The organism is Thermanaerothrix daxensis (assembly GCF_001306145.1).
GTDB classification, from domain to species: domain Bacteria; phylum Chloroflexota; class Anaerolineae; order Anaerolineales; family Anaerolineaceae; genus Thermanaerothrix; species Thermanaerothrix daxensis.
Window position 1 is genome coordinate 666,395 of record NZ_LGKO01000005.1, and the last position, 25,665, is coordinate 692,059.

The 25,665-nt window shown below is 54.8% G+C and carries 23 protein-coding genes and 1 pseudogene; 9 read left to right on the forward strand and 15 right to left on the reverse strand.

All coding sequences use genetic code 11. From position 1 onward, the window contains the following. Positions 1 to 10 precede the first annotated feature (10 nt). The 13 genes from SE15_RS11730 to SE15_RS11790 form a co-directional block, all read right to left on the reverse strand. Entirely contained in the window at positions 11 to 1,966 is a 1,956-nt protein-coding gene (locus tag SE15_RS11730) for a molybdopterin-dependent oxidoreductase (RefSeq protein ID WP_054522286.1), read from the reverse strand. Between the two features lie 71 nt (positions 1,967 to 2,037). Next, a complete protein-coding gene (gene fdhF, locus SE15_RS11735) occupies positions 2,038 to 4,812 on the reverse strand; it encodes a formate dehydrogenase subunit alpha (RefSeq protein ID WP_054522287.1) in 2,775 nt (924 codons plus the stop codon). 38 nt (positions 4,813 to 4,850) lie between these two features. Continuing rightward, a complete protein-coding gene (focA, locus tag SE15_RS11740; protein ID WP_054522288.1) occupies positions 4,851 to 5,723 on the reverse strand; it encodes a formate transporter FocA in 873 nt (290 codons plus the stop codon). Between the two features lie 45 nt (positions 5,724 to 5,768). Further along, positions 5,769 to 7,400, reverse strand: a complete 1,632-nt coding sequence (gene nuoF, locus SE15_RS11745) for an NADH-quinone oxidoreductase subunit NuoF (protein ID WP_054522289.1) — start codon at positions 7,398 to 7,400, stop codon at positions 5,769 to 5,771. A gap of 19 nt (positions 7,401 to 7,419) precedes the next feature. Next, positions 7,420 to 7,905: an NADH-quinone oxidoreductase subunit NuoE gene (gene nuoE / locus SE15_RS11750; RefSeq protein ID WP_054522290.1), complete on the reverse strand. Its 486-nt coding sequence runs from the start codon at positions 7,903 to 7,905 to the stop codon at positions 7,420 to 7,422. A gap of 37 nt (positions 7,906 to 7,942) precedes the next feature. After that, positions 7,943 to 9,724 (reverse strand): NADH-quinone oxidoreductase subunit NuoF, encoded by a 1,782-nt coding sequence (gene nuoF / locus SE15_RS11755; RefSeq protein WP_054522291.1) that lies wholly within the window; start codon positions 9,722 to 9,724, stop codon positions 7,943 to 7,945. Positions 9,725 to 9,770: 46 nt separating this feature from the next. Further along, positions 9,771 to 10,139, reverse strand: coding sequence for a (2Fe-2S) ferredoxin domain-containing protein (locus SE15_RS11760; protein WP_054522292.1), 369 nt, complete (start codon positions 10,137 to 10,139; stop codon positions 9,771 to 9,773). 10 nt (positions 10,140 to 10,149) lie between these two features. Then, positions 10,150 to 10,716: an ATP-binding protein gene (locus SE15_RS11765; RefSeq protein WP_054522293.1), complete on the reverse strand. Its 567-nt coding sequence runs from the start codon at positions 10,714 to 10,716 to the stop codon at positions 10,150 to 10,152. 6 nt (positions 10,717 to 10,722) lie between these two features. Continuing rightward, entirely contained in the window at positions 10,723 to 11,244 is a 522-nt protein-coding gene (locus SE15_RS11770) for an NADH-quinone oxidoreductase subunit NuoE family protein (RefSeq protein ID WP_083461904.1), read from the reverse strand. A 138-nt stretch (positions 11,245 to 11,382) separates the two neighbouring features. Continuing rightward, entirely contained in the window at positions 11,383 to 12,153 is a 771-nt protein-coding gene (locus SE15_RS11775) for a PHP domain-containing protein (RefSeq protein ID WP_054522294.1), read from the reverse strand. A 21-nt stretch (positions 12,154 to 12,174) separates the two neighbouring features. After that, the gene (locus tag SE15_RS11780) at positions 12,175 to 12,531 is read right to left on the reverse strand and encodes a DRTGG domain-containing protein (protein WP_054522295.1); all 357 of its coding nucleotides are present in this window, start codon (positions 12,529 to 12,531) and stop codon (positions 12,175 to 12,177) included. 28 nt (positions 12,532 to 12,559) lie between these two features. After that, the gene (locus tag SE15_RS11785; RefSeq protein WP_054522296.1) at positions 12,560 to 13,555 is read right to left on the reverse strand and encodes a CBS domain-containing protein; all 996 of its coding nucleotides are present in this window, start codon (positions 13,553 to 13,555) and stop codon (positions 12,560 to 12,562) included. Positions 13,556 to 13,583: 28 nt separating this feature from the next. Then, positions 13,584 to 13,949, reverse strand: a complete 366-nt coding sequence (locus SE15_RS11790; RefSeq protein ID WP_054522297.1) for a DRTGG domain-containing protein — start codon at positions 13,947 to 13,949, stop codon at positions 13,584 to 13,586. Between the two features lie 210 nt (positions 13,950 to 14,159). Between SE15_RS11790 and hisS the strand changes: the two genes are divergently transcribed. From hisS to SE15_RS11835, 9 genes and pseudogenes are all read left to right on the forward strand, one after another. Continuing rightward, on the forward strand, positions 14,160 to 15,434 hold the full coding sequence (hisS, locus tag SE15_RS11795) for a histidine--tRNA ligase (RefSeq protein ID WP_054522298.1): 1,275 nt from the start codon (positions 14,160 to 14,162) through the stop codon (positions 15,432 to 15,434). A gap of 130 nt (positions 15,435 to 15,564) precedes the next feature. Then, positions 15,565 to 16,887, forward strand: coding sequence for a signal recognition particle protein (gene ffh, locus SE15_RS11800; protein ID WP_054522299.1), 1,323 nt, complete (start codon positions 15,565 to 15,567; stop codon positions 16,885 to 16,887). A gap of 120 nt (positions 16,888 to 17,007) precedes the next feature. Then, positions 17,008 to 17,265: pseudogene (gene rpsP / locus SE15_RS14835) on the forward strand (30S ribosomal protein S16); the annotation flags it as partial. A 126-nt stretch (positions 17,266 to 17,391) separates the two neighbouring features. Beyond that, positions 17,392 to 17,631, forward strand: coding sequence for a KH domain-containing protein (locus SE15_RS11810; protein WP_054522301.1), 240 nt, complete (start codon positions 17,392 to 17,394; stop codon positions 17,629 to 17,631). 83 nt (positions 17,632 to 17,714) lie between these two features. Further along, entirely contained in the window at positions 17,715 to 18,194 is a 480-nt protein-coding gene (gene rimM, locus SE15_RS11815) for a ribosome maturation factor RimM (protein WP_269082281.1), read from the forward strand. Positions 18,195 to 18,200: 6 nt separating this feature from the next. Further along, positions 18,201 to 19,310 (forward strand): DNA-processing protein DprA, encoded by a 1,110-nt coding sequence (gene dprA, locus SE15_RS11820; protein WP_054522303.1) that lies wholly within the window; start codon positions 18,201 to 18,203, stop codon positions 19,308 to 19,310. A 7-nt stretch (positions 19,311 to 19,317) separates the two neighbouring features. Beyond that, entirely contained in the window at positions 19,318 to 20,406 is a 1,089-nt protein-coding gene (locus tag SE15_RS11825; protein ID WP_054522304.1) for a mannose-1-phosphate guanylyltransferase, read from the forward strand. Positions 20,407 to 20,416: 10 nt separating this feature from the next. After that, complete coding sequence (gene topA, locus SE15_RS11830) at positions 20,417 to 22,726, forward strand: type I DNA topoisomerase (protein WP_269082278.1); 2,310 nt, start codon at positions 20,417 to 20,419, stop codon at positions 22,724 to 22,726. 129 nt (positions 22,727 to 22,855) lie between these two features. Continuing rightward, entirely contained in the window at positions 22,856 to 23,863 is a 1,008-nt protein-coding gene (locus tag SE15_RS11835) for a hypothetical protein (RefSeq protein ID WP_054522305.1), read from the forward strand. An 89-nt stretch (positions 23,864 to 23,952) separates the two neighbouring features. Here SE15_RS11835 and greA read toward each other — a convergent pair whose 3' ends face one another. Both greA and SE15_RS11845 read right to left on the reverse strand, forming a co-directional pair. Then, a complete protein-coding gene (gene greA / locus SE15_RS11840; RefSeq protein WP_054522306.1) occupies positions 23,953 to 24,420 on the reverse strand; it encodes a transcription elongation factor GreA in 468 nt (155 codons plus the stop codon). A gap of 84 nt (positions 24,421 to 24,504) precedes the next feature. Then, positions 24,505 to 25,656: a deoxyguanosinetriphosphate triphosphohydrolase gene (locus SE15_RS11845; RefSeq protein ID WP_054522307.1), complete on the reverse strand. Its 1,152-nt coding sequence runs from the start codon at positions 25,654 to 25,656 to the stop codon at positions 24,505 to 24,507. Positions 25,657 to 25,665: the final 9 nt, after the last annotated feature.

Below are 25,665 nucleotides of genomic sequence, written 5' to 3' on the forward strand. Positions count from 1 at the left end.
CCAGTTCTCCTTATACCGCAATGGCGACAGGTGCAACCCGCTGCGTGAGAGCGATGCGCCAATCCCCTTCAGCGCTCACGCCCAGGACCTCTGCCAGTTCACGCAACACCGTTTCATTAGATTTTGCTTGCTCCGGTGCGCTCAGACACGGGTGCGTTTCCTGGAGACGCCCTTCGAGGTTGAGATAATGGCCACTTTCCTCAGCCCAGGTGTAGACCGGGAGGACCACGTCAGCGCGGGCAGTGAGTTTTGACTCGCGGCTAGCCTGAATAATCAGGAAAGGCACATCTTCCATGGCTGCCACCAGGGCTTCGCAGGGAACTTCATCACCCAAGGCCACATAAGCCACCTCGTAAGCGGTGGTGCGGAGGGGTTCAGCCAGGCCCAGCTGGACGGCGGCCAGAGCGTTGGCGTCGCCCTTGAGGCTGATTAGCGTGGCACCGATCATCCTGGCTAAGCGTACCAGGGCTTTGATGGCACCGGCGTCTTGCATGGTGGCGGGATCGTAGACGATCACAGGTTTGTCCCCGCGGGTAATCTGGTAGGCGGCTTTGAGAAACTCATCTGTTGCCAGTCCAGTGACCTTTGCCGCATTAGCCAGGTTGGCAACGGCATCTTCCGAATAATCGGTGCGGCTCAACCCTAAGCGCGCTACTGCTGCTATAAGTCCCTCAATTACCGCCGACTGATGACCCTCTTTGAAGGTTAATGTGGCCTCGGCCAGGGCGGCAAAGGCGTTCTCACGCGTGTCAGCGACCGTTAGATGGACACCACGGTTAAGCGAGCGCCGGACGAAGAACCCCAGAACCTCATGTTCGTGAGCTAAATCGGCTCGCATCATCAGAATTGAGGTGGCGTTGTCTAAGTCAGCAACGCTTCCTTCGAAGGGCTCATCCAGGTCACCAAGGGCGTCCACGAGTGAACGCAAGGCATGTGCGCTGAGTGAAGTGACCAGCGGGCTTTGCAACCCTTCGGCAAAGACTTTGCGGAAGGTGTAGAGGGATTCAACGTTCAAGCGTGCCGAGATCAATGCGGCGCTTTGCTTGGTGTGGTTTCTCAGTGCACTGGCAGCCTTTTTCAGGGCCTCTTCCCAGGTGGCAGGCTTGAGCTCCCCATTTTTACGGACTAATGGGGTGGTAAGGCGGGGCCGATCATCATCTAGAGGATAGTAGCGGCCGACCTTGCATAGTACACCCCGATTAACGGGGGCATCCCAATTGCCGTAGATGCTCAGGATGCGGTTATCGGTGATCAAAACATCTAATCCACATCCCAGACTGCAGCCTGTGCAGATGGTTTCCACGTGCCGGGCTTCGGATTTTTTTCCTTGGTAGGCGCTCTTGCGGTCAATCATGGCGCCCGTTGGGCAGACCTGGACACACATGCCACAAGAGACACAGGTGCTCTCGCCAAGGGGTACCTCAAAATCGGCGATAATGAACGTGCGTGCTCCGCGGTTGGCAACCCCCAGGGTATTGACGCCTACCAGTTCGCTACAGGCACGGATACAACGGCGGCAAAGGATGCAGCGGTTGTGTTCCAGGATGATGTAGGGGTGGGAGGCATCCACCGGGAAGGGCTGCCAGTTGGGCTGCAAGGGCCAGTGCGTCATCCCGATGCGGTAGGCTGCATTTTGCAGTTCGCAGTCTCCTCCGCTGACCTGACAATAGGGGCAGAAGTGATTGCGTTCGCTAAAGATCAGAGAGAGGGCAAATTCGCGCGCCTTTTTGACCTTCTCGCTCTCGGTGTGGATGACCATGTTATTTGCCACCGGAATCGTGCAGGCGGCCTGTAAGGTGCGAAAGCCCTCAATCTCAACCATGCACAGGCGGCAACCACCGTAAGGTGTTAGATGAGGGTGGTCGCACAAAGTAGGAATGAAGATCCCTAGTTGGCGGGCCGCCTGTAAGACGGTGATCCCATCTGGTACTTCATAGGTTTGTTGGTTAATTGTGATGGTAGCCATCCCTTCTCCCTTCCAGTGAATGCTTTTTCATGAGCGGATTGTATCCACTCGGTATCACGCTCCAGGATCGTTCATTCCGAATAGGCCTCAACCCTGACCGCGGCAACCTTGAATTCGGGAATTTTGGAAATTGGATCCAATGCCGCGAGGGTCAATTCATTGACTGAGGCTTCGGGGAAGTGGAAGTTTCCGTAAATGAGGCCTGGAGGTACCCGTTCGGTGATCCAGGCTTCTGCGATGATGCTCCCCCGGCGCGATGAGACCCTTACCATACGCTTGCCGTTTAGACCAATGCGTTGAGCATCTTCGGGATTGATTTCGATCAACGGTCGGTCATAGACTTTCATCAAACCTTTAGAGCGGCGCGTCATTTCCCCACCATGCCAGTGGTAGAGGACACGTCCGGTGGTCAACACCATGGGGTAAGTTCTATCGGGTTGTTCGGCTGGCGGGACGTGCACGGTGGGGTGGAATTTACCCTTCCCACGGGTAAACCGTCCTACATGCAGAATGGGGGTGCCGGGATGATCCTTGCTTCGCACTGGCCACTGCAGGCTTTCACCCACTTCCAATCGGGCGTGAGAGATCCCTGCATAAATCGGCGTCAGCGCTGCAATTTCATCCATGATTTGGGCTGTGTTGGTGTAGTTCCATTTGCCATAGGGGGCCTCGGGGTTGACCTGGCGGTTCCCCTGACCAAGGATGCGTTGTGCCAGATCCTGGATGATCATCCAATCGGGGCGAGCCTCCCCTAAGGGTTGGATGGCCTGGCGAACGCGTTGGACACGTCGCTCGGTGTTGGTGAAGGTCCCATCTTTCTCAGCGAATGAGACCCCCGGCAGCAAAACATCGGCATAAGCCGAGGTCTCAGAGGGGAAAATTTCCTGCAGAGCGAGGAAGTCCAGCGTTTGCAGGCAATGCCTCACATGATTGGAGTCCGGATCGCTCATGACCGGGTTTTCACCCAAAATGTACATCGCCTTGATTTTGCCTTCACCCGCCGCCGGGATCATCTCGGTCACGGTCAACCCCACTTTATCCGGGAGAGCAACACCCCAAGCCTGTTCGAATTTCAGGCGGGCCTCTTCGGTTGTGACGCGCTGGTAGCCCGGATACACATCCGGCAAGCCGCCCATGTCGCAAGCACCTTGTACGTTATTCTGTCCGCGCAAGGGGTTAACTCCACCGCCGGGAACGCCCATGTTCCCCAACAGCATTTGCAGGTTGGCCAGCGTGAGCACGTTCTGCACGCCGACAATGTGCTGGGTGATACCCATGGCCCAAATGACGGCCATTGGGCGATTCTTCCCCATAATCTCAGCAGCCTGATAAAGTCGCTCGACCGGCACCCCTGTGATGGCAGACACCTTTTCAGGGGTATAGTCCTGCAAATTTTCAAGGAAGGCTTCGTAATTTTCTGTTCGCTCGGCTATGAATGCCTCGTCTTGCCACCCGTTTTGAACAATAATGTGCATCAGCCCATTGAGCAGGGCGATATCCGTTCCTGGCCGTTGTTGCAGATGGAGGGTTGCAAATTCGGTGATGTCAATCTTGCGGGGGTCGGCTACGATCAGTTTGGCTCCGCGCTTCAGCACTGCCTGGCGAATCATGGCCCCGAATACGGGGTGCTGTTCAGTCGTATTGGAGCCAATTATGAAGATAACCGCGGCTTTCTCAGCCACATCTTTCATGGAGTTGCTCATCGCACCTGAACCGTATGCCAGTGCCAGACCCGCCACTGTGCTGGAGTGGCATAAGCGCGCACAATGATCAATGTTGTTGGTGCCGATCACCTGCCGTGCCAGTTTATTCATCAGGTAATTTTCTTCGTTAGTGCATTTTGCCGAGGTCAGGATGCCGACGCTATCTGGCCCATAGGTATCACGTGCTTCAACCAGTTTTCTGGCTACAATCTCCAGCGCAGTGTCCCAGTCCACCTCTACCCAGGGGCCACGCTCTCCGTTAGCCGGGCGTTTCTCGCCTTTGAGTAAGTACTCGCGCACCCGAGGTTTGAGCAGTCGGTCTGGATGATGTATATAGTCGTATCCGTAGCGTCCTTTGACGCACAAATGCATGCCGTTAACGGGGGCCTGAGGATTAGAGGTGACACGCAGGATACGATTCGTTTTGGTGTTGACCTGAAAGTCAAACTGGCAACCCACTCCACAATAGGAGCAAGTGGTTGTCACCACTTTATCGGGAGCGCCTGCGCCAACCGAGGGCTTGTTATCCAGCGCACCGGTGGGGCAGTAGGCGACACATGCCCCACAGGACTCGCAGCGGGCTTCAAGCATGGTTTCGTCCATGCCAGCCACGATACGGGTATCGTAGCCTCGCTCGGCCAGCCCCCATACAAAACGTCCCTGCACCTCGGCACAGGCGCGAATACAGCGCCCGCACAGGATGCACTTGTTCAAATCTACCCAGACAAAGGGATTGGGGTCACTGTTGATGGAATAACGGGGGGCTTTGGCCATGGCCTCGTAAGGATCCAACCCATAAACACGCGCCCACTGCTCTAATTCATTGGGCCGTCCATCATTGGCCGCATAACCAGCGTCGTGGTAAGTAGAGAGCAGGAGTTGCAAAATGGTGCGTCGCGATTCACGCAGTGTGGGGGATTCCGTGGTTACCTCCATCCCCTCGCTGACCGGTAATGTGCACGATGCCAACGGGGTGCGAGCCCCCTTAACCTCAACAACGCACAAACGGCACCCACCGTGTGGGCTAAGGTCTTTGTGATAGCACAGGGTGGGGATGGTGATACCGGCTTGAGCGGCGGCTTCCAATACCGTCATGCCTTCAGGTACCTCTATTTTCTTCCCATCAATCGTAACAGTAACCATAGGCGTTTCTCCATAAACATCTATCTCATGGCTTCATGCTAAGAGCGGTGGTGACGTAAGTAAATGAACCAGTACACTAGACCAACCATAAAGGCGCCACCGATGATGTTGCCAATGGTTACTGGGAGCAAATTGGCAAGGAAAAAATTCACCCAGGTCAGATTGGCATAACTCTCAACCGTCTTGCCTGAATCTACCAGGGCCTGCAATTTCCAGAAGGAGGCAGGGGCCCACTGTTTGATGAAAAGGCCGATGGGAATGAAATACATGTTCGCAATGCTGTGTTCAAAGCCCGCCGCGACGAAAGCCGAGATGGGCGGGATGATGCTAAGGATTTTATCCGTCGTGGTGCGGGCGCTGTAGCACAGCCAGACCGCCAGACAGACTAACGCGTTGCACAAGATTCCCAGGGCAATGGCCTGAACAAATTCCAGGCTTACCTTCGCGTTGGCAATGTTAAGGGCGTTCAACCCAATGGCGCCGTTGCCGAATTTGTATTGCCCGCTGAGGAAGACCAGTAGCGCGGTGGCAATGGAGCCAATGAAGTTGCCCACGTAGACGATCACCCAGTTGCGCATAAGTGCACCCAGAGTGACTTTGCCGCTGGTGAATGCCATAATAATCAGATTGTTACCGGTAAAGAGCTCAGCGCCACCTACGATGACCAGAATCAGGCCCAGGGTAAACACCAGACCAGTCAATAGACGGGTGACCCCATAGGGTAGTGTGGAGCCAGCGCTTACTGTGGTGGCGAAAATGGCCCCCAGGGCAATAAAGGCACCTGCCAGAATTGAAAGGGCCAGCATAGACCAAAAATCCAGGTTGGCCTTTTTGACGCCGATGGCCTCGGCCTTTTGGGCCATTTCAGGGGGCATGAGAGCGTCAATGGTGAAACCATTATTGGTCGTCATATGGCTAATACTCCTTTGAAAACTGGGGTGTATTCAGAAAAAAGATTATGCAAATGCTTTGATCTTGCAGACACCTGTAGGACACACATGCAGGGCAATGTGGGCTTCTACCTCGGCCCGGAAGTGTTTGAGCATATCTTTGATCGGGGTGCCAGCCGTCTGGCCCAACCCGCAGTTGGAAAGCAGATACATGTTTTCGCTCAGCCAGAGCAGTTGGTCCAGGTCTTCCATTTTGCCGCGACCTTCGGCGATGGCGCACATAATTTCGTAGGCTCGTTGCGTCCCGATGCGGCAGGGATTGCACTTACCACAGGATTCTTTGCGGAAGAAATTCATCAGCACTTTAACCAGATCCACCACACAGGTGTTTTCATCGCAAATCAGCAACGCCCCAGAGCCCAGCGCAACCCCGGCTTTAGCGTATGAATCGAAGTCCATTGGGGTATCCTGGAGGGAAGCGGGAATCAGCGAACCGCTTGAACCACCCGTCTGTGCTAGTTTAAAGGCTGCCCCACCCTTCATTCCTTTGGCATAGATGTTGATGACCTCACGCAAGGTGATCCCCATAGGTACTTCAATGACCCCGGTTACATTGACATTGCCGAGGATGGTATATACCTTGGTCCCAGGGCTGCTGGGGGTGCCAAAACGGCGGTACCAGTCAGCGCCATTGAGGACGATGGGGGGAACATTGGCCAGAGTTTCTACATTATTCACGACGGTCGGCTTGCCCCACAGGCCGTAAGTGGTTGGGAATGGAGGGCGGGAGCGGGGTTGACCGCGTTTGCCCTCAATGGACTCAATCAGAGCGGTTTCCTCTCCGCAGATGTAGGCACCTGCACCGGTGTGAATATGGATGTCAAAACTGAAGTCGGTGCCAAAGATGTTCTTGCCCAAGAATCCCATTTCACGGGCCTGTTCGATGGCTCGACGCAGGCGTTCTTGGGCCAGCAGGTATTCGCCACGCACGTAAATATAGCCCTCATCTGCACCGACCGCGTAACCGGCGATGGCCATTGCCTCAATAATGCTATGAGGGTCACCCTCCAGGATGATGCGGTCCTTGAAGGTTCCGGGTTCGCTCTCATCGGCATTGCAGATAATGTATTTCTTTGCGGATTTCTCGCGGGCAACAAACGACCATTTAGCGCCGGTAGGAAAACCGGCCCCCCCGCGCCCGCGTAGCCCGGATTTTTTAATCTCCTCGATGACCTCGTTGGGGGTCATCTCGGTAAGTACTTTACCGAGAGCCGTGTAGCCATCGTGGAGAATGTACTCTTCGATGTCATCTGGATTAATCAAGCCCACCCGGCGCAAGACGATGCGTTGTTCGGCAGGAAGGGTGCCTTTACGGGCTGCCACCCAGGCAATGCGCCCCGAAAGTTCGCGTACCGGAGCCAGCAGATCGTTGGCAATGCGCCCCTTATAAAGATGTTCTTCGACCAGGTAGTGCACATCTTCTGGCCTAACCGGGCCGTACACGGCTGCCTCGGGATAGACGATAACCATGGGCAGGGCATCATGACGGCCGACGTCGCCGATCATCATTACCGAGACCTCATCGCTAAGCCCAAATGCCTGGATCTCATTTTGCAGCGCTTGGAGGACCTGTTCGGCACCGCGTTCCAGACTGAGGGAATCCCCGGATACCAGCACCATCGAGCGAATCATTTTCATGGCATTCCTCCTTAGCGGCCTAGCGATAACGAGCCAGAATCTCGGGCACCCGCTCGGGGGTGACGTTGCCGTATACATCTTCGTCAACCACGATCACCGGACCAACGCTGCATAGTCCCAGGCAGGAAACGGTAACCAGGGTCCATTGGCCATCTGGGCTGGTTTCGCCAGCCTCAAGGTGTAGATGTTCTTGCAGGGCTTCCCACACTTCTCGCCCGCCCACGACATGGCAAGGGGCGCTCTCGCAAAACTGCACAACGTGCTTGCCGCGCGGTTTGGTGGAGAGCATCTGATAAAAACTGGCTACCGACATCACCTGGCTATGCGGTTCTTTCAGGCGCCTGGAAACCTCGTTCAAGGCTTCGGGGGGAAGGTAACCCAGTGCACGATTAATGTCGCTGAGGATGGGAATGAGTTCTTCCCGCCGTGCCCCGTAGCGTTCGAGCGCTGCCTCCACGGCCGCCAGGATCCTCTCCTTTTTATGGTTGCCATTTTCGGGTTGCATGCCTCTCCTCCTGCCGGCTGATAAGAAAAGGAATGACCTACTCAATCACCACGGCATTGAAGTTGCAAACCTGCATACAAATACCGCAGCGAATACACACATCCGGATCAATCACATGGGGTTGACGACGCTCTCCGCTGATAGCACCTACCGGGCAGTTGCGGGCGCAAACGGTGCATCCGGTGCAGGCCTCTGGGAGAATCTCGTAACGGATCAAGGCGCGGCAAACTTTTGCCGGGCAACGCTTTTCATAAATGTGGGCTTCGTACTCGTCGCGGAAGTGCTTGAGGGTGCTGGCCACGGGATTGGGGGCACCCTGCCCCAAACCGCACAGGCTGTTAGTACGGATTTGTTCGCATAAGTATTCCAGTGTCTCGATATCGCCATCCTGGCCCTTGCCCTCGCAAATGCGGGTGAGAATTTCCAGAATGCGGCGTGTGCCGATGCGGCAGGGGGTGCACTTTCCACAGGATTCGTCCTGGGTGAATTCCATGAAGAAGCGGGCAATATCCACCATGCAGGTGTCTTCGTCCATGACGATCATCCCACCCGAACCCATGATCGAGCCCGCGGCGGTCAGCGATTCATAATCCACTGGCAGATCAAGGTAACTGGCGGGCAGACATCCTCCCATCGGACCACCGGTTTGAATGGCTTTGAAGGCTTTGCCATCTCGAATGCCGCCCCCGACATCATAAACGATCTCGCGCAATGTGATGCCGAAGGGCACTTCAATTAAGCCAGTGTGATTGAGATCACCTGCCAGCGCGAAGGTTTTGGTCCCCTTGCTTTTTTCTGTGCCCATGCTGGCAAACCACTCGGCCCCTTTGAGGATGATTTGCGGAACATTGGCATAGGTTTCTACATTGTTGATGTTGGTGGGTTTGCCCCACAGGCCGCTCTGAGCGGGGAAGGGCGGACGAGGACGCGGCTCACCGCGCCGACCTTCGATTGAGGCAATCAGGGCGGTTTCCTCACCGCAGACAAAGGCGCCGGCTCCCTGGCGCACTTCGAGGTCAAATGAGAAGTCGGTTCCCAGGATGTTCTTGCCCAGTAGGCCAAAGTTACGTGCCTGCTGAATGGCGATGTTGAGTGTTGAGACTGCCAGGGGGTATTCGGCACGGCAGTAGATGTAGCCCTGCGATGCCCCAATGGCGTAAGCGGCGATGATCATCCCCTCAATCACAGAGTGTGGATCGCCCTCCAGCACCCGGCGGTTCATAAAAGCACCGGGGTCGCCCTCGTCGGCATTGCAGATGATGTACTTGGGCTCGCCCTTCGCGGCACGGGTGAGTTCCCACTTGCGCCCGGTTGGAAAACCGGCCCCCCCGCGCCCACGCAATCCGGAGCGCTTGATCTCATCAATCACCTGCTCGGGCGTCATCTCGGTGAGCACTTTAGCCAGCGCCTGGTATCCATCTTCGGCAATGTAATCTTCAATGTTTTGCGGATCAATCTTGCCGCAATTGCGCAAAACAACCCGCACCTCTTTGGGGGTAGGCGCGCTTAGTTCTTCATCCACAAATTTGGGCCTGGTGTAGAGGAATTTTTGGACAACTCGCCCTTTGAGGAAGTGCTCTTCGACCAGGTAGGGGATGTCATCTACTGAAAGGCCGACGTAATGAACGCCTTCAGGGTAGACCATCAATTCAGGACCGTCGCTGCAAGCGCCGATGCGTGAGGTCTCGAGCACTTGGACTTCGTCAATCAACCCCTGAGCTACCAGTTCATCTTGAAGCGCATCCTCAATCTCGTGGGCGCCGCGGTTTAGACACTCAGGATCTACGCATACCAGAACATGAGACCGATAGTATTTCATATCGCAACCTGTAGCCTTATAAGGATCGTATCCAGGTAAAAATGCTTTAGAGCGGAACTACATGATCCTGGACGACCTGCCCTTTAAGCACGTGCTCTTCCAGGATACGGCGTGCAACCTCGGGTGTTACTTTGCCGTAGGTCACTTTTGGCTGATCGCCAACCGTGATCTGGACAATGGGCTCGCGTTCGCACAGGCCAATGCAGCCGGTTTGGGTAACGATGATCCCCTCCAGATTCTTCTCAGCAATCGTTTCAAGGATAGCCTTCATTGTGTCGCGCGCACCGGCAGCAATACCGCAAGTACCCATTGCCACCGTAATTTGTACCTGCCCTGAGGTGGTTTTGGCCTTCCGCTTAGCCAGGGCTTCTTCGCGAATGCGTTTCAAATCATCCAGACTTTTGATTGTGGGCATATCACACTCCTTAAGTTGCTTTTTGCAAGAGGGTGGATTTTTGAACCTGAGAGATACCGTTTTCCAGTTCCTGGCGCAGGTAAGCCAGAACACGCGGTTCGGTCAGCGGAACATCTTGCAGAATTTCCAGGATGGGTTGGCTTTCGAAGGTATAAGTTTCGCCATCTACCTGGTAGATAAAAGTCCAATTCACATGGGGGTTGCCTACCAGCAAGGTCAGTAAGGTGCCAGCCAAATCTCCCAACGGCATGCGATCAATGTGACTGCGTTGGAACGAGACCCGCACACAGGTGCCTTTGCCTACTTCGGATTCAATCTCCAGGCAACCGTTGCAGGCCTCGGCGGCCGCCTTCAGCAACGGAATGCCCAGGCCAACTTTGCGGGTTGTACGTGTGGTGACAAAGGGGTCCACCACGCGAGCCACCATTTCAGGGTCCATGCCCTTTCCATCGTCACACACCTCCATGATCAAGCGGTCGTTGTGGGTGTCTTCTACCACTTTAATGGTGACGTGGTGAGCCCCAGCCGCTAGACTGTTCTCAGCGATATCAAGGAGGTGGAGAGCCAGTTCCTTCATGAGGGTCTATGCTTGAGGTTGCAATGGCCGCAGGATTTGCGGGAATTTGTTGGGGCGAACACGCCCGACGATTTGGTCATCTACAACCACCACCGGTGCCTGGCTGCAAGCCCCAACGCACCGGCACAATTCCAACGTAATATTGCCATCGGGGGTGGTCTGGCCTGGTTCAATTCCCAACAACGACTTGGCTTTTTCGATTAACTGAGGCGTGCCCCCGACGTAACAGGCGGTGCCCATGCAAAACTTAATGGTGTGTTTGCCGCGCGGGGTTGTGGTGAAGAACGAGTAGAAAGTTACTACGCCATGGACTTTGCTGACCGGAATGTGAAGTGCATCGGCTACATACTGTTGCATTGGGTTGGAGATATAACCAATCCGAGATTGCAACTCGTTCAATATCACCATTAGCGCCCCGGGAAGGTCTTTGTTCTTCTCGAGAATCTCGTCAATAATTTGCTTCTTTTCCGGGTCGGCTAAAGGATCATTGGCTGGGATTCGGGTTTTTGCGATCGTTGCCAGGCTCATAAGAATCTCCAATAGACTAATCGGATGTAAATAGCCTTAAAAACTTCTTCTGCTGTGATGAGTTTACCGAGTTTCTCCAGTTACCAGAATTACCAAATGTCATTATCTTATCATGAAAGTTGTAATAATGTGAAAAAATTAACAATCTGCGCCTGTAGGGATGGTAGTGGCCGAGAGAATGCGGCAGGAGCGCCCTTTTTCACCCCGCAGTGCCATGCGGATCTCTGCCAGCGTTGGGGCTTCCATTTCAAAAAGTGTGCTTCCCAGAAATTCGCTTAAGCGATGTACATCGCCGCTTTGGATGAGCGGATAGCCAACAATCTGGGGAAAGCGGGCAGGAACATCACGTGGTTTGAGATGGCGTGAGATCTCCAGTGCTTCTACTGGTAAGGTGGGGGGGACAAATCCCAGGGTTTCAATTAGCCCGAATGTCTTGCGATCCACATGAGCGGGGATGAAGAGCCCACCCAATTCTGTGACCTTTTGCCAGGCTTCCTCAAGCGAAAATGAGGTCGCTACCAGGAGCAACCGTTCTTCGTGGGCCACGAAATCCCCCTCTTTATCTACGATGAGTTGGTCGCCAAAGTAGTCGGGACGATTCTTGAGGGGGGGCAGGGCCTGATCCACCATGGCTTGCCAGGCATGGGCTTGCTCGAGGGTGTCAAAGAGGCAAAGGACGTGAACATCTTCGCGAGTTTGCAGTTCCATGCCTGGCAGCACACTCAGGGGGTGGCCTGCAGCAGCCGCTTGCACAGCGGCAATGTTGGCGGTGGCATTGTGATCGGTAATGGCGATAAGGGTGATTCCGCGCTCCACTGCTTCACTCACGATGAGGGGAGGGAGCATTTCGATCTCAGCGCAGGGTGAGAGGACGGTGTGCACGTGCAGGTCAGCGCGGAAGATGGTCACCTTGCACTCCTTCTGCTCTGATCAAGCGGTCGTTTCGGGATTGCGAACCCCCAATTCCCAGAGCCGTCCGATGACCGTGTAGGTAGGGAGGGGGGTGGAGAGCAGAATAACGCCTTCTTGAGTGGCCTTTTCGAGGGTGGCGGCATCGGGTTGAGCCCCTTCGGTGATAATGACGGCGGCGAGATCCAGCAGGGCTGCCACTGCTACAATGTTTAAGTGCGATTGAAGCGTAATCCATAAATTGCCGCGTTGGGCGCCGCTCATTACACACGAGAGCAAATCCGAAGCGTAGCCACCGGTTGGCTCTATTTCATTCAAATTAACTGAGCAGGTAAGAACATTGAGTTGTAAGGCATCCACAATTTGATCCAATCGCATGCTGGGCTCTCCTTGGTGTTGGGAGTGATTATGTTACGGCCAGGGCTTCTCCTTTAGAGTGGGTATGGGGAGGCGGCAAGTAGATCTTCATCCGCAGGCGAGTCCCTTTGCCCCACTCGGATTCCAATTTCATCCAATCCACACAACGCTTGATGTTAACAAGTCCCATTCCGGCCCCGAAGCCCATTTCGCGCACTTTTTCGCTGGCGGTAGAGTAACCGGGCTGCATGGCTAATTCCACATCGCGAATTCCAGGGCCGTAATCGTAGACATCAATGGAGATTTGATGGGGTTCAATTTCCGCGCGAATGACCCCGCCTTCCGTGGTATGGATGATCAGATTCATCTCGGCTTCATAAACGGCGATGCCACAACGTCGCGCAATTTGTGGAGGGGCTCCCAGGCGCAACAAAGCGCGTTTGATCTTGGCCGAGGCTTCTCCTCCGTGCTCAAAATCTCCTTGTTTGATGTTGTAGCGTAAGATCAGGCTGGTGCGTTCTGACTCAATATCCTCAAACAGGTGACTGGCGCGGTAGCGTCTCACTTCCTCGGATTGATAATCGCGCTCCAACGCGCGTAGCAAACCACGTGTGATATCCCCTTTGGTAATGATGCCAATGAGATGCCCGGTACCATCCACGACGGGAAGCCGTCCGTATTTCTTGCTGACGAACACCTTTAGGGCTTCAATGACCGAGTCATCTCCCTTAACCACCACCGGATTGGGAGTCATGTACTGGTGAACGGGGGCAGCCAGGTCTTGGTTTAGCAAGCAGCGGATAAGATCTTCAATGCTGACGAGGCCGATCAGGTTTCCCTCCTCCAACACGGGGGCCCCTGAGATACGGGCTTGCCGAAATGTTTCAAGCACCGTTTGCATGGTATCGTTGGGGTGCATGGTGATCACCTGGCTGGTCATCACCTCGCGCACGCGAATTTCGTAGGCTAATTCTTCGACACGGCTGATGTTTTCAGCCACCTTATCGGTGATCACGCGGGAGGCAGATAGCAGATTGTCGCTCATGGGAGGGACCTAGATGCAAACCTTGGGGCTACTCGCTTGATACCGGGCGTTCCAGACAAGGCAACCCGGCTTGATAAAGCCGGCCGCAGGCTTCAAACATTCCATAATGGGTGGAGATTAACGGAATGCCCTCATTTTCGGCTAATTGGAGCGTCTCGCTGGGGGGAAGTTTGCCACGCACCAGGACGATGGCGGTGATATCTGCCATGAGCGCTGTTCTAACCACTTGCGGGTTGCACAGGCCGGTTAATAACAGGGCTTCTTCCGGCTGGGTGGAGGAGAGCACATCGCTCATTAAATCGGCACCGACACCGCCTTTGACCTGGCGATTAAGATTGACCGAAGTGGTCAGTACCTTTCCGTCAAGAATTTCGATCACCTGTTTGAGTTCCATTGCCTGTGCCTCTTACTGTTGCTTTGGGATTTATTTCACAAATGCTTCGGCGAATTTTGAGATGTGAGGGATGATTTTATATGAATTGTATCATTGAGCGCATAAAAAACTTTTTCGAGTTGGGTTTAAAAAAATGGGTAAATACAAGAAACACGTGCTGGGGTATGCTAAAATTTGAAGCACACGAATTTGTTGGAGAAGGACAAAATCATGGGAACGGTGATTGCTGCGGTTAAAGGCACGCGCGATTTTTACCCCGAAGCGATGGCGGTGCGCGCCTGGCTGTATCGGGTGATCGGTGAGGTTTCGGCATCGTTTGGGTATCAGGAATATGATGGCCCATTCTTGGAGCGACTTGATCTCTACGCGGCTAAATCGGGCGAGGAATTGGTTAAGGAACAGGCGTTTGTCTTTCCGGATCGGGGCGGTGAGTTAATCACCCTGCGGCCCGAATTAACCCCCACGCTGGCGCGCATGGTCGCTCAGCGCCAAAAGCAACTTGTTTATCCCCTGCGCTGGTGGTCATTTGGCCCATTCTGGCGCTATGAGCGTCCCCAAAAAGGTCGGACGCGTGAGTTCTTTCAGTGGAACGCTGATTTGATCGGGGCTAATTCACCAGAAAGCGATGCGGAACTGATAGCATTGTGCGTGGCCTTTTTCCGCCGGGTGGGTTTAACTCCGGAACAGGTAGGCATTTTCGTCAATGATCGCCATCTTATAGAGACCCTTCTGTCTGATCTGGGGATTGCTCCTGAGCGTCATCGCGAGGTGTTTCGCTTGATTGATCGGCGGGAGAAAATGAACCCAGAGGCATGGGAAGAGTATGCCTTTTCCTTAGACTTGCAACCTACTCAGTTGGATGGTTTGAAACGCGTTTTGGATGATAAGAGCCTTTGGCAACAGTCACCCTCTCTGCAACGTGTGTTCGCCGCACTGAAAGCCTACGGAGCCGCGGATTACGTCCATTTTGATGCTCAGATCATCAGGGGTTTGGAGTACTATACGGGCACGGTCTTTGAGGGTCGGGATATGGGAAAAGAAGGTCGTGCCATTCTGGGAGGGGGGCATTATGATAATCTGGTGGCAGATGTGGGGGGTGAACCCTTGCCGGGGGTGGGGTTTGCAATGGGGGATGTGATGATTACACTCGTTCTGGAAAAATACGGGCTGCTGCCCACCTGGAATCCAGCTCCCGCAGACGTGTTGGTGACGGTATTTGATGCAGAGCACCTGCTAAAATCTCTGGAAATCAGTCAGACCTTGCGTGAGGCTGGGTTGCGCGTCATTGGTTACACCGAAGCGGTCAAGCTGGACAAGCAGTTGCGGTATGCGCATCGTGCCGGGATTCGCTATGTGGTAATTGCTGGCCCGGATGAACTGGCACGGAATCAGGTGACTCTCAAGGATCTGCAAACGGGGAGCCAGACCCTGGTGGCTAGGGATGAGGTGGCCTCTGTAGTGAAAGCGCACATGGGTATGAGTTAGAATGGTGCGTCCTCAAGCCAATTGGGTTTTCCCTTGACCAATTGGTCTATCCCATATAAAATCATCCTCGCCTACGCCCCGGAAAAGGGGCGATAGATTGTTGTGCATGGTAGGAAGCAAGGTCTAATTCATGTTTGAAGCGCTCACCCAAAAACTTGAGGGCATCTTTAAGGAGTTGCGCCGCCGCGGGAAACTTACGCCAGCGGATGTGGACGCAGTGATGCGCGAAGTGCGCCTGGCGCTTTTAGAGGCCGATGTCCATTATAGTGTTGTGAAGGATTTCATTGCGCGTGTGCGCGAGCGCGCCATTGGCCATGAGGTTTCCCGCGCCCTCAACCCGGCCCAGCAGGTGATCAAGATTGTGCACGAAGAGTTGATCGCCACACTGGGTGAGCCAGAGCGCTTAAATCTCAGCGGCCTCAAGCCCCGAGTTATCATGCTGGTGGGGTTGCAGGGTTCGGGAAAAACCACCGCCGCGGCCAAACTGGCGGCTCAGTTGCGTTCACAGGGTGAGCGGGTCATGCTGGTAGCAGCGGATCCCTATCGCCCGGCGGCGATCAAGCAGTTGCAAACCCTGGGTGAGCGGGTAGGGGTGCCGGTTTTCTACGAGGCGGGGGTTAAACCACCTCAGTTGGTGGCGCGGGCTTATGAACAGGCCCAGAAGGGTGGCATCACCGTCCTGATCATTGATACGGCCGGGCGCTCGCAATTGGATGAGGCGCTCATGGATGAGTTGCGCGCCATTATTCAGAAGGTCACCCCCAACGAGACGTTGCTGGTGGTGGATGCGATGATCGGGCAAGAGGCGCTCAACATCGCCAGCGGCTTTCAACAGGCCATTCCCCTGACGGGCCTAATGTTTACCAAAATGGATGGGGATGCCCGGGGAGGTGCGGCGATTTCCATTCGCGCTGTCACCGGTGTGCCGATCAAGTACCTGGGGACGGGGGAGTCGCTTGAGGCGCTAGAAGCCTTTGATCCGCGCCGATTGGCTTCGCGTATCCTGGGTATGGGAGATGTGATTGGACTGATCGAGCGGGCAGAGGCGGCTTACAGCGAGCAAGAAGCCCAAAAACAGGCGGAGCGGATGCTGGCAGGGCAGTTTACCCTGGAGGACTTTGCTCAGCAATTACGCCAGATCCGTAAGATGGGGCCGCTTCATCAAATCCTGGAGATGCTGCCTGGTGGGATGGGACAAATGGCGCGTGCCATTTCGCCTGAAGAGGCGGAGCGCAATCTGAAGATCACCGAAGCCATCATTAATTCCATGACAAAGGAGGAGCGTTTACATCCCGAAATCCTGAATGCAAGCCGTCGGCGTAGAATTGCCCGCGGCTCAGGCACGGATGTTCAAGATGTGAACCGGGTGCTTAAGCAATTCCGGGATGCCCAACGCCTTTTCAAGACGTTGCAAAAAACAGGTGGGAGAGGGCTCTCACGCCTGTTGGGGTAGAGGCTGTTCTGAAAAGACTCGCGCGTCCTTCCGCGTCCCTCGCTTTTCGGCGGCCTCTGGTTCTGGTGATAGAATAAAAACAACGGTTAACTCAAAGAATAAAGAGGAGAGATATCTCAGATGGTCAGAATTCGTTTGCGTCGTGTAGGTGCTCGGGGTCAACCCAGTTATCGTATCGTGGCAGCGGATAAAGAGATGCCACGGGATGGTCGTTTCTTGGAGATTCTGGGTTTTTATAACCCGCGTACGGAACCCTTCACCATCCAGGTTAAGGAAGATCGTGTTTTCGATTGGATGAGCAAAGGGGCCCAACTCAGCGAGGCGGTAGAGAAGCTGTTCCGCAGCGTAGGTCTGTTGGATCGCTATACCCGTTACAAGGCGGGTGAATCCCTCGAGACGCTACTGGCTGAGGCAGAGGCTTATTACGCCAGCCGGAAGGTGAACCCCAAGACGAAACCCGTTATAACTTCGCGCGCCTGAAAATTGCGCAGATAGGGGCTTGATGTGAGAGACCTGGTCGAATATATTGCCCGTGCGCTGGTGGATGACCCCTCCCAGGTAGAGGTCAGGCAAGAACGATTGGGGGGTAACCGGGTGCGGGTCGAACTGCATGTCTCCAAACAGGATATGGGTCGCGTTATTGGCAAAAACGGACGTGTTGCCAACGCCATGCGCGTTTTGTTGCGTGTGGCGGCGGCCCGCGAGGGCAAGCAGGCCACTCTGGACGTGGTAGATCCGCGGTGAAAAACCCTTCTCGTCATCGAAAGCGCAATTTGCAGAGGGACAACACGGGCTCGCTCCCTTCGGGCGAGCCTGTGTTCTTGGCCGTGGGGCTGATTCGTCGTCCACACGGGGTGAGGGGAGAGATGGTGATGGACCTCCTCACCCATTTTCCAGAACGCCTGATCCCAGGGCGGCAACTTTACATCGGAGAGAGCCATCAGCCGGTGCGCATCCGCTCGGTGCGGCCAGCCCTGCAGGCGGTACTGATTGCGTTTGAGGGCTACGAAGATCGAGATCAGGTGGCGGCCTTTCGAAACCAGTATCTCTACGTCCGTGCCGATGAACTTCCACCGCTACCTGAAGGGGAGTACTATCACCACCAGTTGTTAGGCCTGAGGGTCTTTGATCTTCAGGGCAACCTCCTGGGAGTGCTGAGTGAGATCCTGGAAACCGGGGCTAATGATGTCTATGTTGTGCGGGATGAAGGTGGTAGTGAGATCCTCTTGCCGGTCATTGAAGGCGTGATCCTCGAGGTGGACCTGGGGGCTCGCCGTCTGATAGTCAATCCTCCAGAGTGGCTTTAGCCAACCATGGATGCGCGGCTGTACTGGGTGGCTTTTAATCATGTCAAAGGCATTGGAGCAGTGCGCATGCGGGCACTGCTGGATCATTTTGGCAACCTGGAGCGTGCCTGGTATGCCCCTCCGGAGGCTTTACGTACCGCGGGTCTATCTCCTCGGCTGGTTGAGGCAGTTCTCGACGCACGCAAGCGCCTGCATCTTGATGAGATTGAGGACATGCTCGCCCAACAGCACATTCGGGTTATTACCTGGGAGGATGAGGATTATCCATTCCTGCTGAAGAACATTGATCAACCCCCGCCAGTGCTTTATCTGCGGGGAACGATGCTTCCCTCGGACCAGATGGCTGTGGCAGTGGTGGGAACGCGTCAGGTGAGCGCTTACGGTCGTCGAGTAACAGAACACCTGGCTTCAGTGCTTGCACAGCGCGGGGTGACGGTGGTCAGTGGTTTGGCTCGGGGGGTGGATGCGCTGGCTCATGAAGCGGCACTCAATGCCGGTGGACGTACCTTGGCGGTGCTGGGTAATGGCGTGGATGTCATCTATCCACCTGAACACCAGCATCTGGCTACCCGGATCGAAGGGCAGGGGGCTTTGCTCAGCGATTATCCACCCGGCACGCCACCTGAAGCGACCAATTTCCCGCCCCGGAATCGCATCATCTCGGGTCTGGCCATTGCAACAGTTGTAGTGGAGGCAGGGGAAAAAAGCGGGGCGCTGATCACGGCTACTTTTGCGGCGGAGCAGGGCCGCGAGGTCTTTGCGGTACCGGGGAATATTACCTCGCCTGCTTCCAGGGGTACGAATCGGCTGATTGCCAATGGAGCACGCCCTTTGTTGCACCCGGAAGATGTACTGGAGGTACTGGACCTTGCTGAGGTGCAACACCAACAAGCCGTGCGGGCTCTGTTGCCAGGTAACGAGGTGGAAGCGACCCTGCTTAAAATCATGGGGGATCAGGTACTAACGGTAGATGAAATGTGCTTTCTCTCAGGGCTGAGTGCCGAAAAGGTACTGGCCAGTCTGGCGATGATGGAGTTGAAAGGATTGGTACGCAATTTAGGAGGGGCCAGTTTTACCACTTTGCGAGAAGATACGGCTTTTTATGTAGGAGGGTAAGGAATCCATGCAAGATTATTATGCGGTCATCATGGCGGGAGGGGGCGGGACGCGTTTGTGGCCACTCTCGCGACAATCGCGGCCGAAACAGATGTTGCGGCTTGGTCATAGGCGCTCCCTCTTTCAGCAAGCCGTGGAGCGATTAGAGGGGTTGTTCCCGCCTGAGCGTATTCTGGTCGTTACGGCCCGCGAACAGGCCCCCCAGTTGCAAGCGCAAGCCCCACATCTTCTGCCGCAGAATTTCTTGCTTGAGCCAATGCCAAAAGGAACGGCCTCGGTCGTGGGGCTGGCGGCTACGGTTCTGGCGCGGCAGAATCCCCGCAGTGCCATGGCAGTTTTAACCGCTGATCATCTGATCCAGAATACGGTTCACTTTCACCGTCTATTGCGCGCGGCCTACAATGTGGCTCAGGAGGGCTATCTGGTTACTCTGGGTGTGCTTCCCACCTACCCGGCAACGGGGTATGGTTACATTCAGCGGGGGGAGCAATTGGGTGAGCAGGATGGCCTGCCTTTTTATCGGGTGATTAGGTTTAAGGAAAAACCCGATGAGGTCACTGCCCGCGCTATGATAGAAGCGGGTGGTTTTGATTGGAATTCGGGCATGTTTATCTGGCGCGTGGACCGCATCCTGGAGGAATTTCAACGCTGGATGCCCGATTTGGCCGCAATTTTGTCTCGTATTGGGGAGGCCTGGGGAACTCCAGAAGGCCAGGCCACTTTGGAGCATTTGTGGCCACGAATACACCCGGAGACAATTGACTACGGCATTATGGAACGTGCCGACCGGGTGGCTGTACTCCCGGCGGAGGGATTGGGGTGGAATGATGTGGGAAGCTGGGATTCGCTTTTTGAGGTATTACCCCAAGATGAACATGGCAATCTGGTTTTGGCAGAGGAGACATCCTTGCTGGAGACCCGGGGGACGCTATTGCTCTCGGAGCAACAAGGTCGCTTAATTGCTGCGATTGGCCTGGAGGATGTAGTGGTGGTGGATACCCCGGATGTTTTACTAATTTGTAAGCGATCCCAGGCCCAAAAAGTGCGCGAAATGGTTAAAATTCTCTCTCAAAGTGGGAAAACCCATTACCTGTAAGGAGTGAACCTTGGAAGCCTATTGTGTTCGCTGTAAGACAAAACGTGAAATGAAAGATCCCCAGCCCGGCTATAACAAAGCGGGACGACCTGTAACCACGGGGACTTGTACGGTATGCGGGACGAAGATGACCCGAATAGGGGCTACTGAAGCCCATACTGGTCTCGATCCCGTTCCACAACCCGAAGTGCGCCGAAACGGCAAATTGGTGATTGTGGAATCGCCAGCTAAAGCCAAAACCGTGGGTCGCTTTTTAGGCAAGGGTTATACGGTGAAGGCTTCAGTGGGGCACGTGCGCGATCTTCTGCGCTCGGAACTCTCGGTGGATATCGAGAATAACTTCCAACCCAAATATCGCGTGCCCAATGAAAAGCGGGCAGTGGTCAAAGAGATTAAGGCCCTGGCCAAGACGGCGGAAGAAGTCTACCTGGCGACCGATCCTGATCGCGAAGGGGAAGCCATTGCCTGGCATTTGCTTGAAGCAGCCGAAATTGACCCTAAGATCGCCAAACGGGTGGTCTTTCATGAAATTACTCAGCCTGCCATTGAGGAAGCGTTTTCCCATCCGCGGGGAATTGATATGAATCTGGTCAATGCGCAGCAGGGGCGGCGCATTTTGGATCGCCTGGTGGGGTATAGTCTGAGCCCGCTATTGTGGGAGAAGGTGCGCAGCCGTCTTTCGGCTGGGCGCGTGCAGTCGGTGGCATTGCGTTTGGTCGTGGAGCGCGAACGCGAAATCGAATCCTTTGTTCCGCAGGAGTACTGGACGATACAAGCCGAATTCCTGCCCGAGGGGCTGCAACAGTCTTTTATTGCCCGTCTGGTACGGATTAATGAGCAAGAGGTTCAACTTAGCAACGAAGCAGAAACTCAGGCAGTGGTGGCCAGGCTTGAGCAGGCGCGTTACAGCATTGCGCGCATCAAGCGAGGGGAACGCCGACGACGCCCTGCGGCTCCGTTCATTACCAGTACTTTGCAGCAGGAGGCGTCGCGGCGTTTAGGTTTCACCCCCCGACGGACCATGATGATCGCTCAACAACTCTATGAGGGTCTGGATGTTGGTGAAGGGGGAGCAACGGGTTTAATTACTTACATGCGCACGGATTCGACCAATGTATCTGAGTTAGCGCAGCGCGAAGCCCGGGATTATATTCGCCAGGCTTTCGGGGAGGCATTCTTGCCCCCTTCTCCTCCCCATTACCGCACCCGAGCCGTAGCCGCCCAGGAAGCCCATGAGGCGATCCGACCTACCTCGGTTTTCCGTGTGCCCGAAAAGGTTAAACCCTACCTGACAACCGATCAGTTCAGGCTTTATCAGTTGATCTGGCAGCGCTTCGTGGCTTCGCAAATGGAAGCCGCCGTGCTTGATACGCTTGCTGTTGAGGTGGAAGGCAAGCATGAAGATCAGGTTTATCTTTTCCGCGCCTCGGGTTCCAGTGTGCGATTCCCTGGTTTCTTGGTGCTTTATGAAGAAGCAAGAGATGAGGATCAACGCGGGGGCGAGGAAGAAGAGAATGTACGTATCCCCGCAGGCATTCAGGAAGGACAGCCCCAGCGGTTGGTCCGGGTCCTTCCCGAACAGCACTTCACGCAACCGCCTCCCCGCTATACGGAGGCTTCATTGGTGCAGGCTTTGGAAGAATATGGGATTGGGCGCCCTTCGACCTATGCGCCTATCCTCTCGACCATTCAGGAACGCGGGTATGTGGTGCGCGAAAATAAGCGCCTGATCCCCACGGAGACGGGGCGACTGGTCAATGATCTGCTGGTGCAGCACTTCCCCGACATTGTGGATATTGGTTTTACCGCCCGCATGGAAGAGGATTTGGACGAAATCGCTTCCGGACAGCGGGCATGGACGGATGTCATTCGAACGTTCTACGACTCATTTGCCCCGCAGGTTAAAAAGGCACAGGCGGAGATTCCGGTCAGTAAGATAGATCTCGAGCCGATCGGTCGGGATTGCCCGCAGTGTGGTCACCCCCTGGTCATTCGCTACGGGCGGTTTGGTAAATTCATCAGTTGCAGTAATTTCCCGGCCTGTCGCTATACTGAACCCTGGCTGGAAAAATTAGGGGTGGCTTGCCCCGAAGATGGGGGTGACTTGGTGATCCGGAAGACGCGGCGAGGGCGGGTGTTCTACGGCTGTGCGAATTATCCGCAGTGTCAGTTCATCTCCTGGAAACGTCCGCTGCCCACGCCGTGTCCGGCCTGTGGCGGGCTACTGGTTGAAGCCAATAAACGCGAAGCCCAGTGCCTCCGCTGTAATGAAACTTTTTTGTTGGAGAAAGTTGGGGAGAAGGCAGCCGAATCGGCATGAATCTTGCATCGAAGGGCTTCAAGATCATAATTCAGACCCGGCGTCGGTTGCGTGATTTGGGGTCTTGACCTACAATAATCACGTGCCGGCCACCGGACTGAAATAGCCCGCTAGTTAGGAGAGAAAATCATGATGGAGATGCTGCGTGAGCGTTTGAAAAATCCGATCGTTGCTGCGGTGAGCGGCTTTATCCTTGGGTTGATCATCGGATTGCCGATTCTGGGGTGGTGGCTCTGGCCAGTACGTTGGGTCAATGCAGAACCGCGCCACCTGCGCGCTGACCTGAAGACGGATTACCTGTGCATGGTCATTGATTCTTACATCAAGAACCAGAATCAGGTCAATGCCAGGGCACGCTTTGAACTCTTGGGAGAGGACGGCCAGGCTTTATTGGAAGGTCTGAAACCTGGTCAATGCAACTTAAGTGAAAGCGACATCAACCAATTCCGTGCCGCCTTGCAGGGTCCGGTACTGCCTCTACCTGCGGTTACGCCTGGCGCTGAGCAGCCCACAACGGCACCCAAGACCTCCGGGGTAACAATCGTGATTGTACTGTGTCTGGTGACCCTGGCGGTGGGAGGGTTGTTGGTTTACCTGCTCGTTTTCCGTCGCCAGCGGGGTGGAGCAACCCCGTCAGTGGTTAGCCAGGCGCGGGAATACACCCGCCAGGCGGAGCCAACCGATTACGCGGCTCAGGGTCAACAGCCCCCTATCTCCCAGTTTATGACCACCTATGTGCTTGGGGACGACCTTTATGACGACTCTTTCAGCATTGATTCGCCCGCTGGCGAGTTTCTTGGCGAGTGCGGCGTTGGCATCTCGGATACCATCGGGGTGGGTGAACCTAAGCGCGTCACCGCACTGGAGGTCTGGCTCTTCGATAAAAATGATTATCAGACGGTTACTAAGGTGCTGATGACCCCCCATGCTTATAACGATCCGGCCATTCGCCAGCGGCTGGAATCCAAGGGTGAACTCATTCAGGTGGAACCCGGTCAGCGCATCACGCTGGAGGCGAATACGCTGATCATGGAAGCGCATGTAGCAGATTTGGTCTTGGGGGGAGGAGCGTTACCTCCGGAGAGTTACTTTGAACGCATCACAATCGAGCTCTCGGTGTGGCAGAAGCAAGCCTGAACTGCTCCTTGTCCTCTTTTTGATTGATCGAGATAAGATAAACGCCCCCTCATGTTAGAGGGGGCGTGCTCTTTTTTCAACCCCGCAGGCTACTCGATTTTGAGAATCTTTAAGCGGATGACACCTCCGGGGGTTTCCGCGGTGACCTCATCGCCGACTTTCTTGCCCAGGAGGGCTTTTCCAATCGGGGATTCATGCGAAATGCGCCCATTGAGAGGATCGGCTTCTTTTGGCCCGACCAGGTGATAAGTCTCCGGCGGAAAATTGCCTTCCTGGACGGTAACCACATGCCCAATACTTACCTCATTGGCCTTTTTCTCAGTATAGTCAATGATGACGGCATTGCGCAGCACTTGTTCTAATTCCTGAATGCGCCCTTCGATGAACCCCTGTTCTTCCTTAGCGGCAATGTAGTCGGCGTTTTCAGAGAGGTCCCCTTGCTGAATGGCAGCGCGCAAGCGCTGGGCCAGTTGCTGGCGAGCAGTGGTCTTCAAGTATTCCAATTCTTGCTGCAGGCGCTGGTAGCCTTCGGCGGTCAAATAATGGACGTCGGACATGGTTAAACACCTCTCCGCTAAGACAAATTATGAGTAATATTGTGTCTGCTTACCTGCCTGATGACCGATTAGACGCCCAAGCCCCTATGGGAGGGTGAGAGGGGCAAATAACTTTTGATGCTCCTCAATGGCAAAACGGTCGGTCATACCGGCAATATAATCGCACACAGTCCTTTCTAACCCACGTTGTTCGATCAGGCGTTGAATGTGGCCGGGTAAAATCGTGGGCTCCGAGCAATAAGCGTTAAATAGATCACTGATGAGCCGTTCAGCCTTCACTGCCATGCGAACAACGCGATAATGACGATAGAGGTTAAGGAACAAAAAATCTTTCAGTTGACGATTACGACGATTGAATTCCTCGCTGAAAGCGACTACATTATACGGCAAACGTTGTAGATCGTCTACGGATTGCACGCCGCTCTCGCGTAAACGCTGGTGGGTGGCATGTACCAGATCGGTAACTTCTAGCCCAATCAAACGGCGAATCAGGCGATGTCGCGTCATTTCATCTAGCACCTTGCCATCCCAACCGATGCTGTGTTTTAGGAGTTCCCATAATTCAATGCCATCCAGCATGTTCAGGCTGAGGAGCCCTGAGCGCAAGCCATCATCCAGATCGTGGGCGGTGTAGGCTAACTCATCGGCTACGTTGGCGATTTGGGCTTCCAGGTGACCTCGCAGTTCAGGGTTGAAGTCGCGGGCTTCGGCTTTGTCATACTCGGTCTCATGTTTGACAATGCCCTCCAGGACCTCCCACGAAAGGTTGAGACCCGGGAAATCCGGATATCGGCGTTCCAGCTCGGTAACAATGCGGAATGATTGGCGATTGTGATCAAACCCACCATGATCTTTCATCAGGCGAGCCAGGGCCGTTTCACCGGAGTGACCGAATGGGGGATGCCCGAGGTCGTGTGCCAGGCAGATGGCTTCGGTCAGATCTTCGTTGCCTCCCAGAGCCCGGGCAATTGTGCGCGCAATTTGTGCTACCTCAAGTGTGTGGGTCAGACGCGTGCGGTAATAGTCTCCCTCATAGGTGATGAAAACCTGGGTTTTGTATTCCAGGCGGCGAAAAGCGGTTGTGTGCAGAATGCGGTCACGATCGCGTTGGAATACCGTGCGGTACTCGGGTTCGTCCTCCGGGTAGCGACGTCCACGTGAGTATTTACTACGAAACCCATACGGTGCCAGATTACGATCTTCAATTGCTTCCAGCATCTCACGGGTTAGAAGCATGGCAACCTC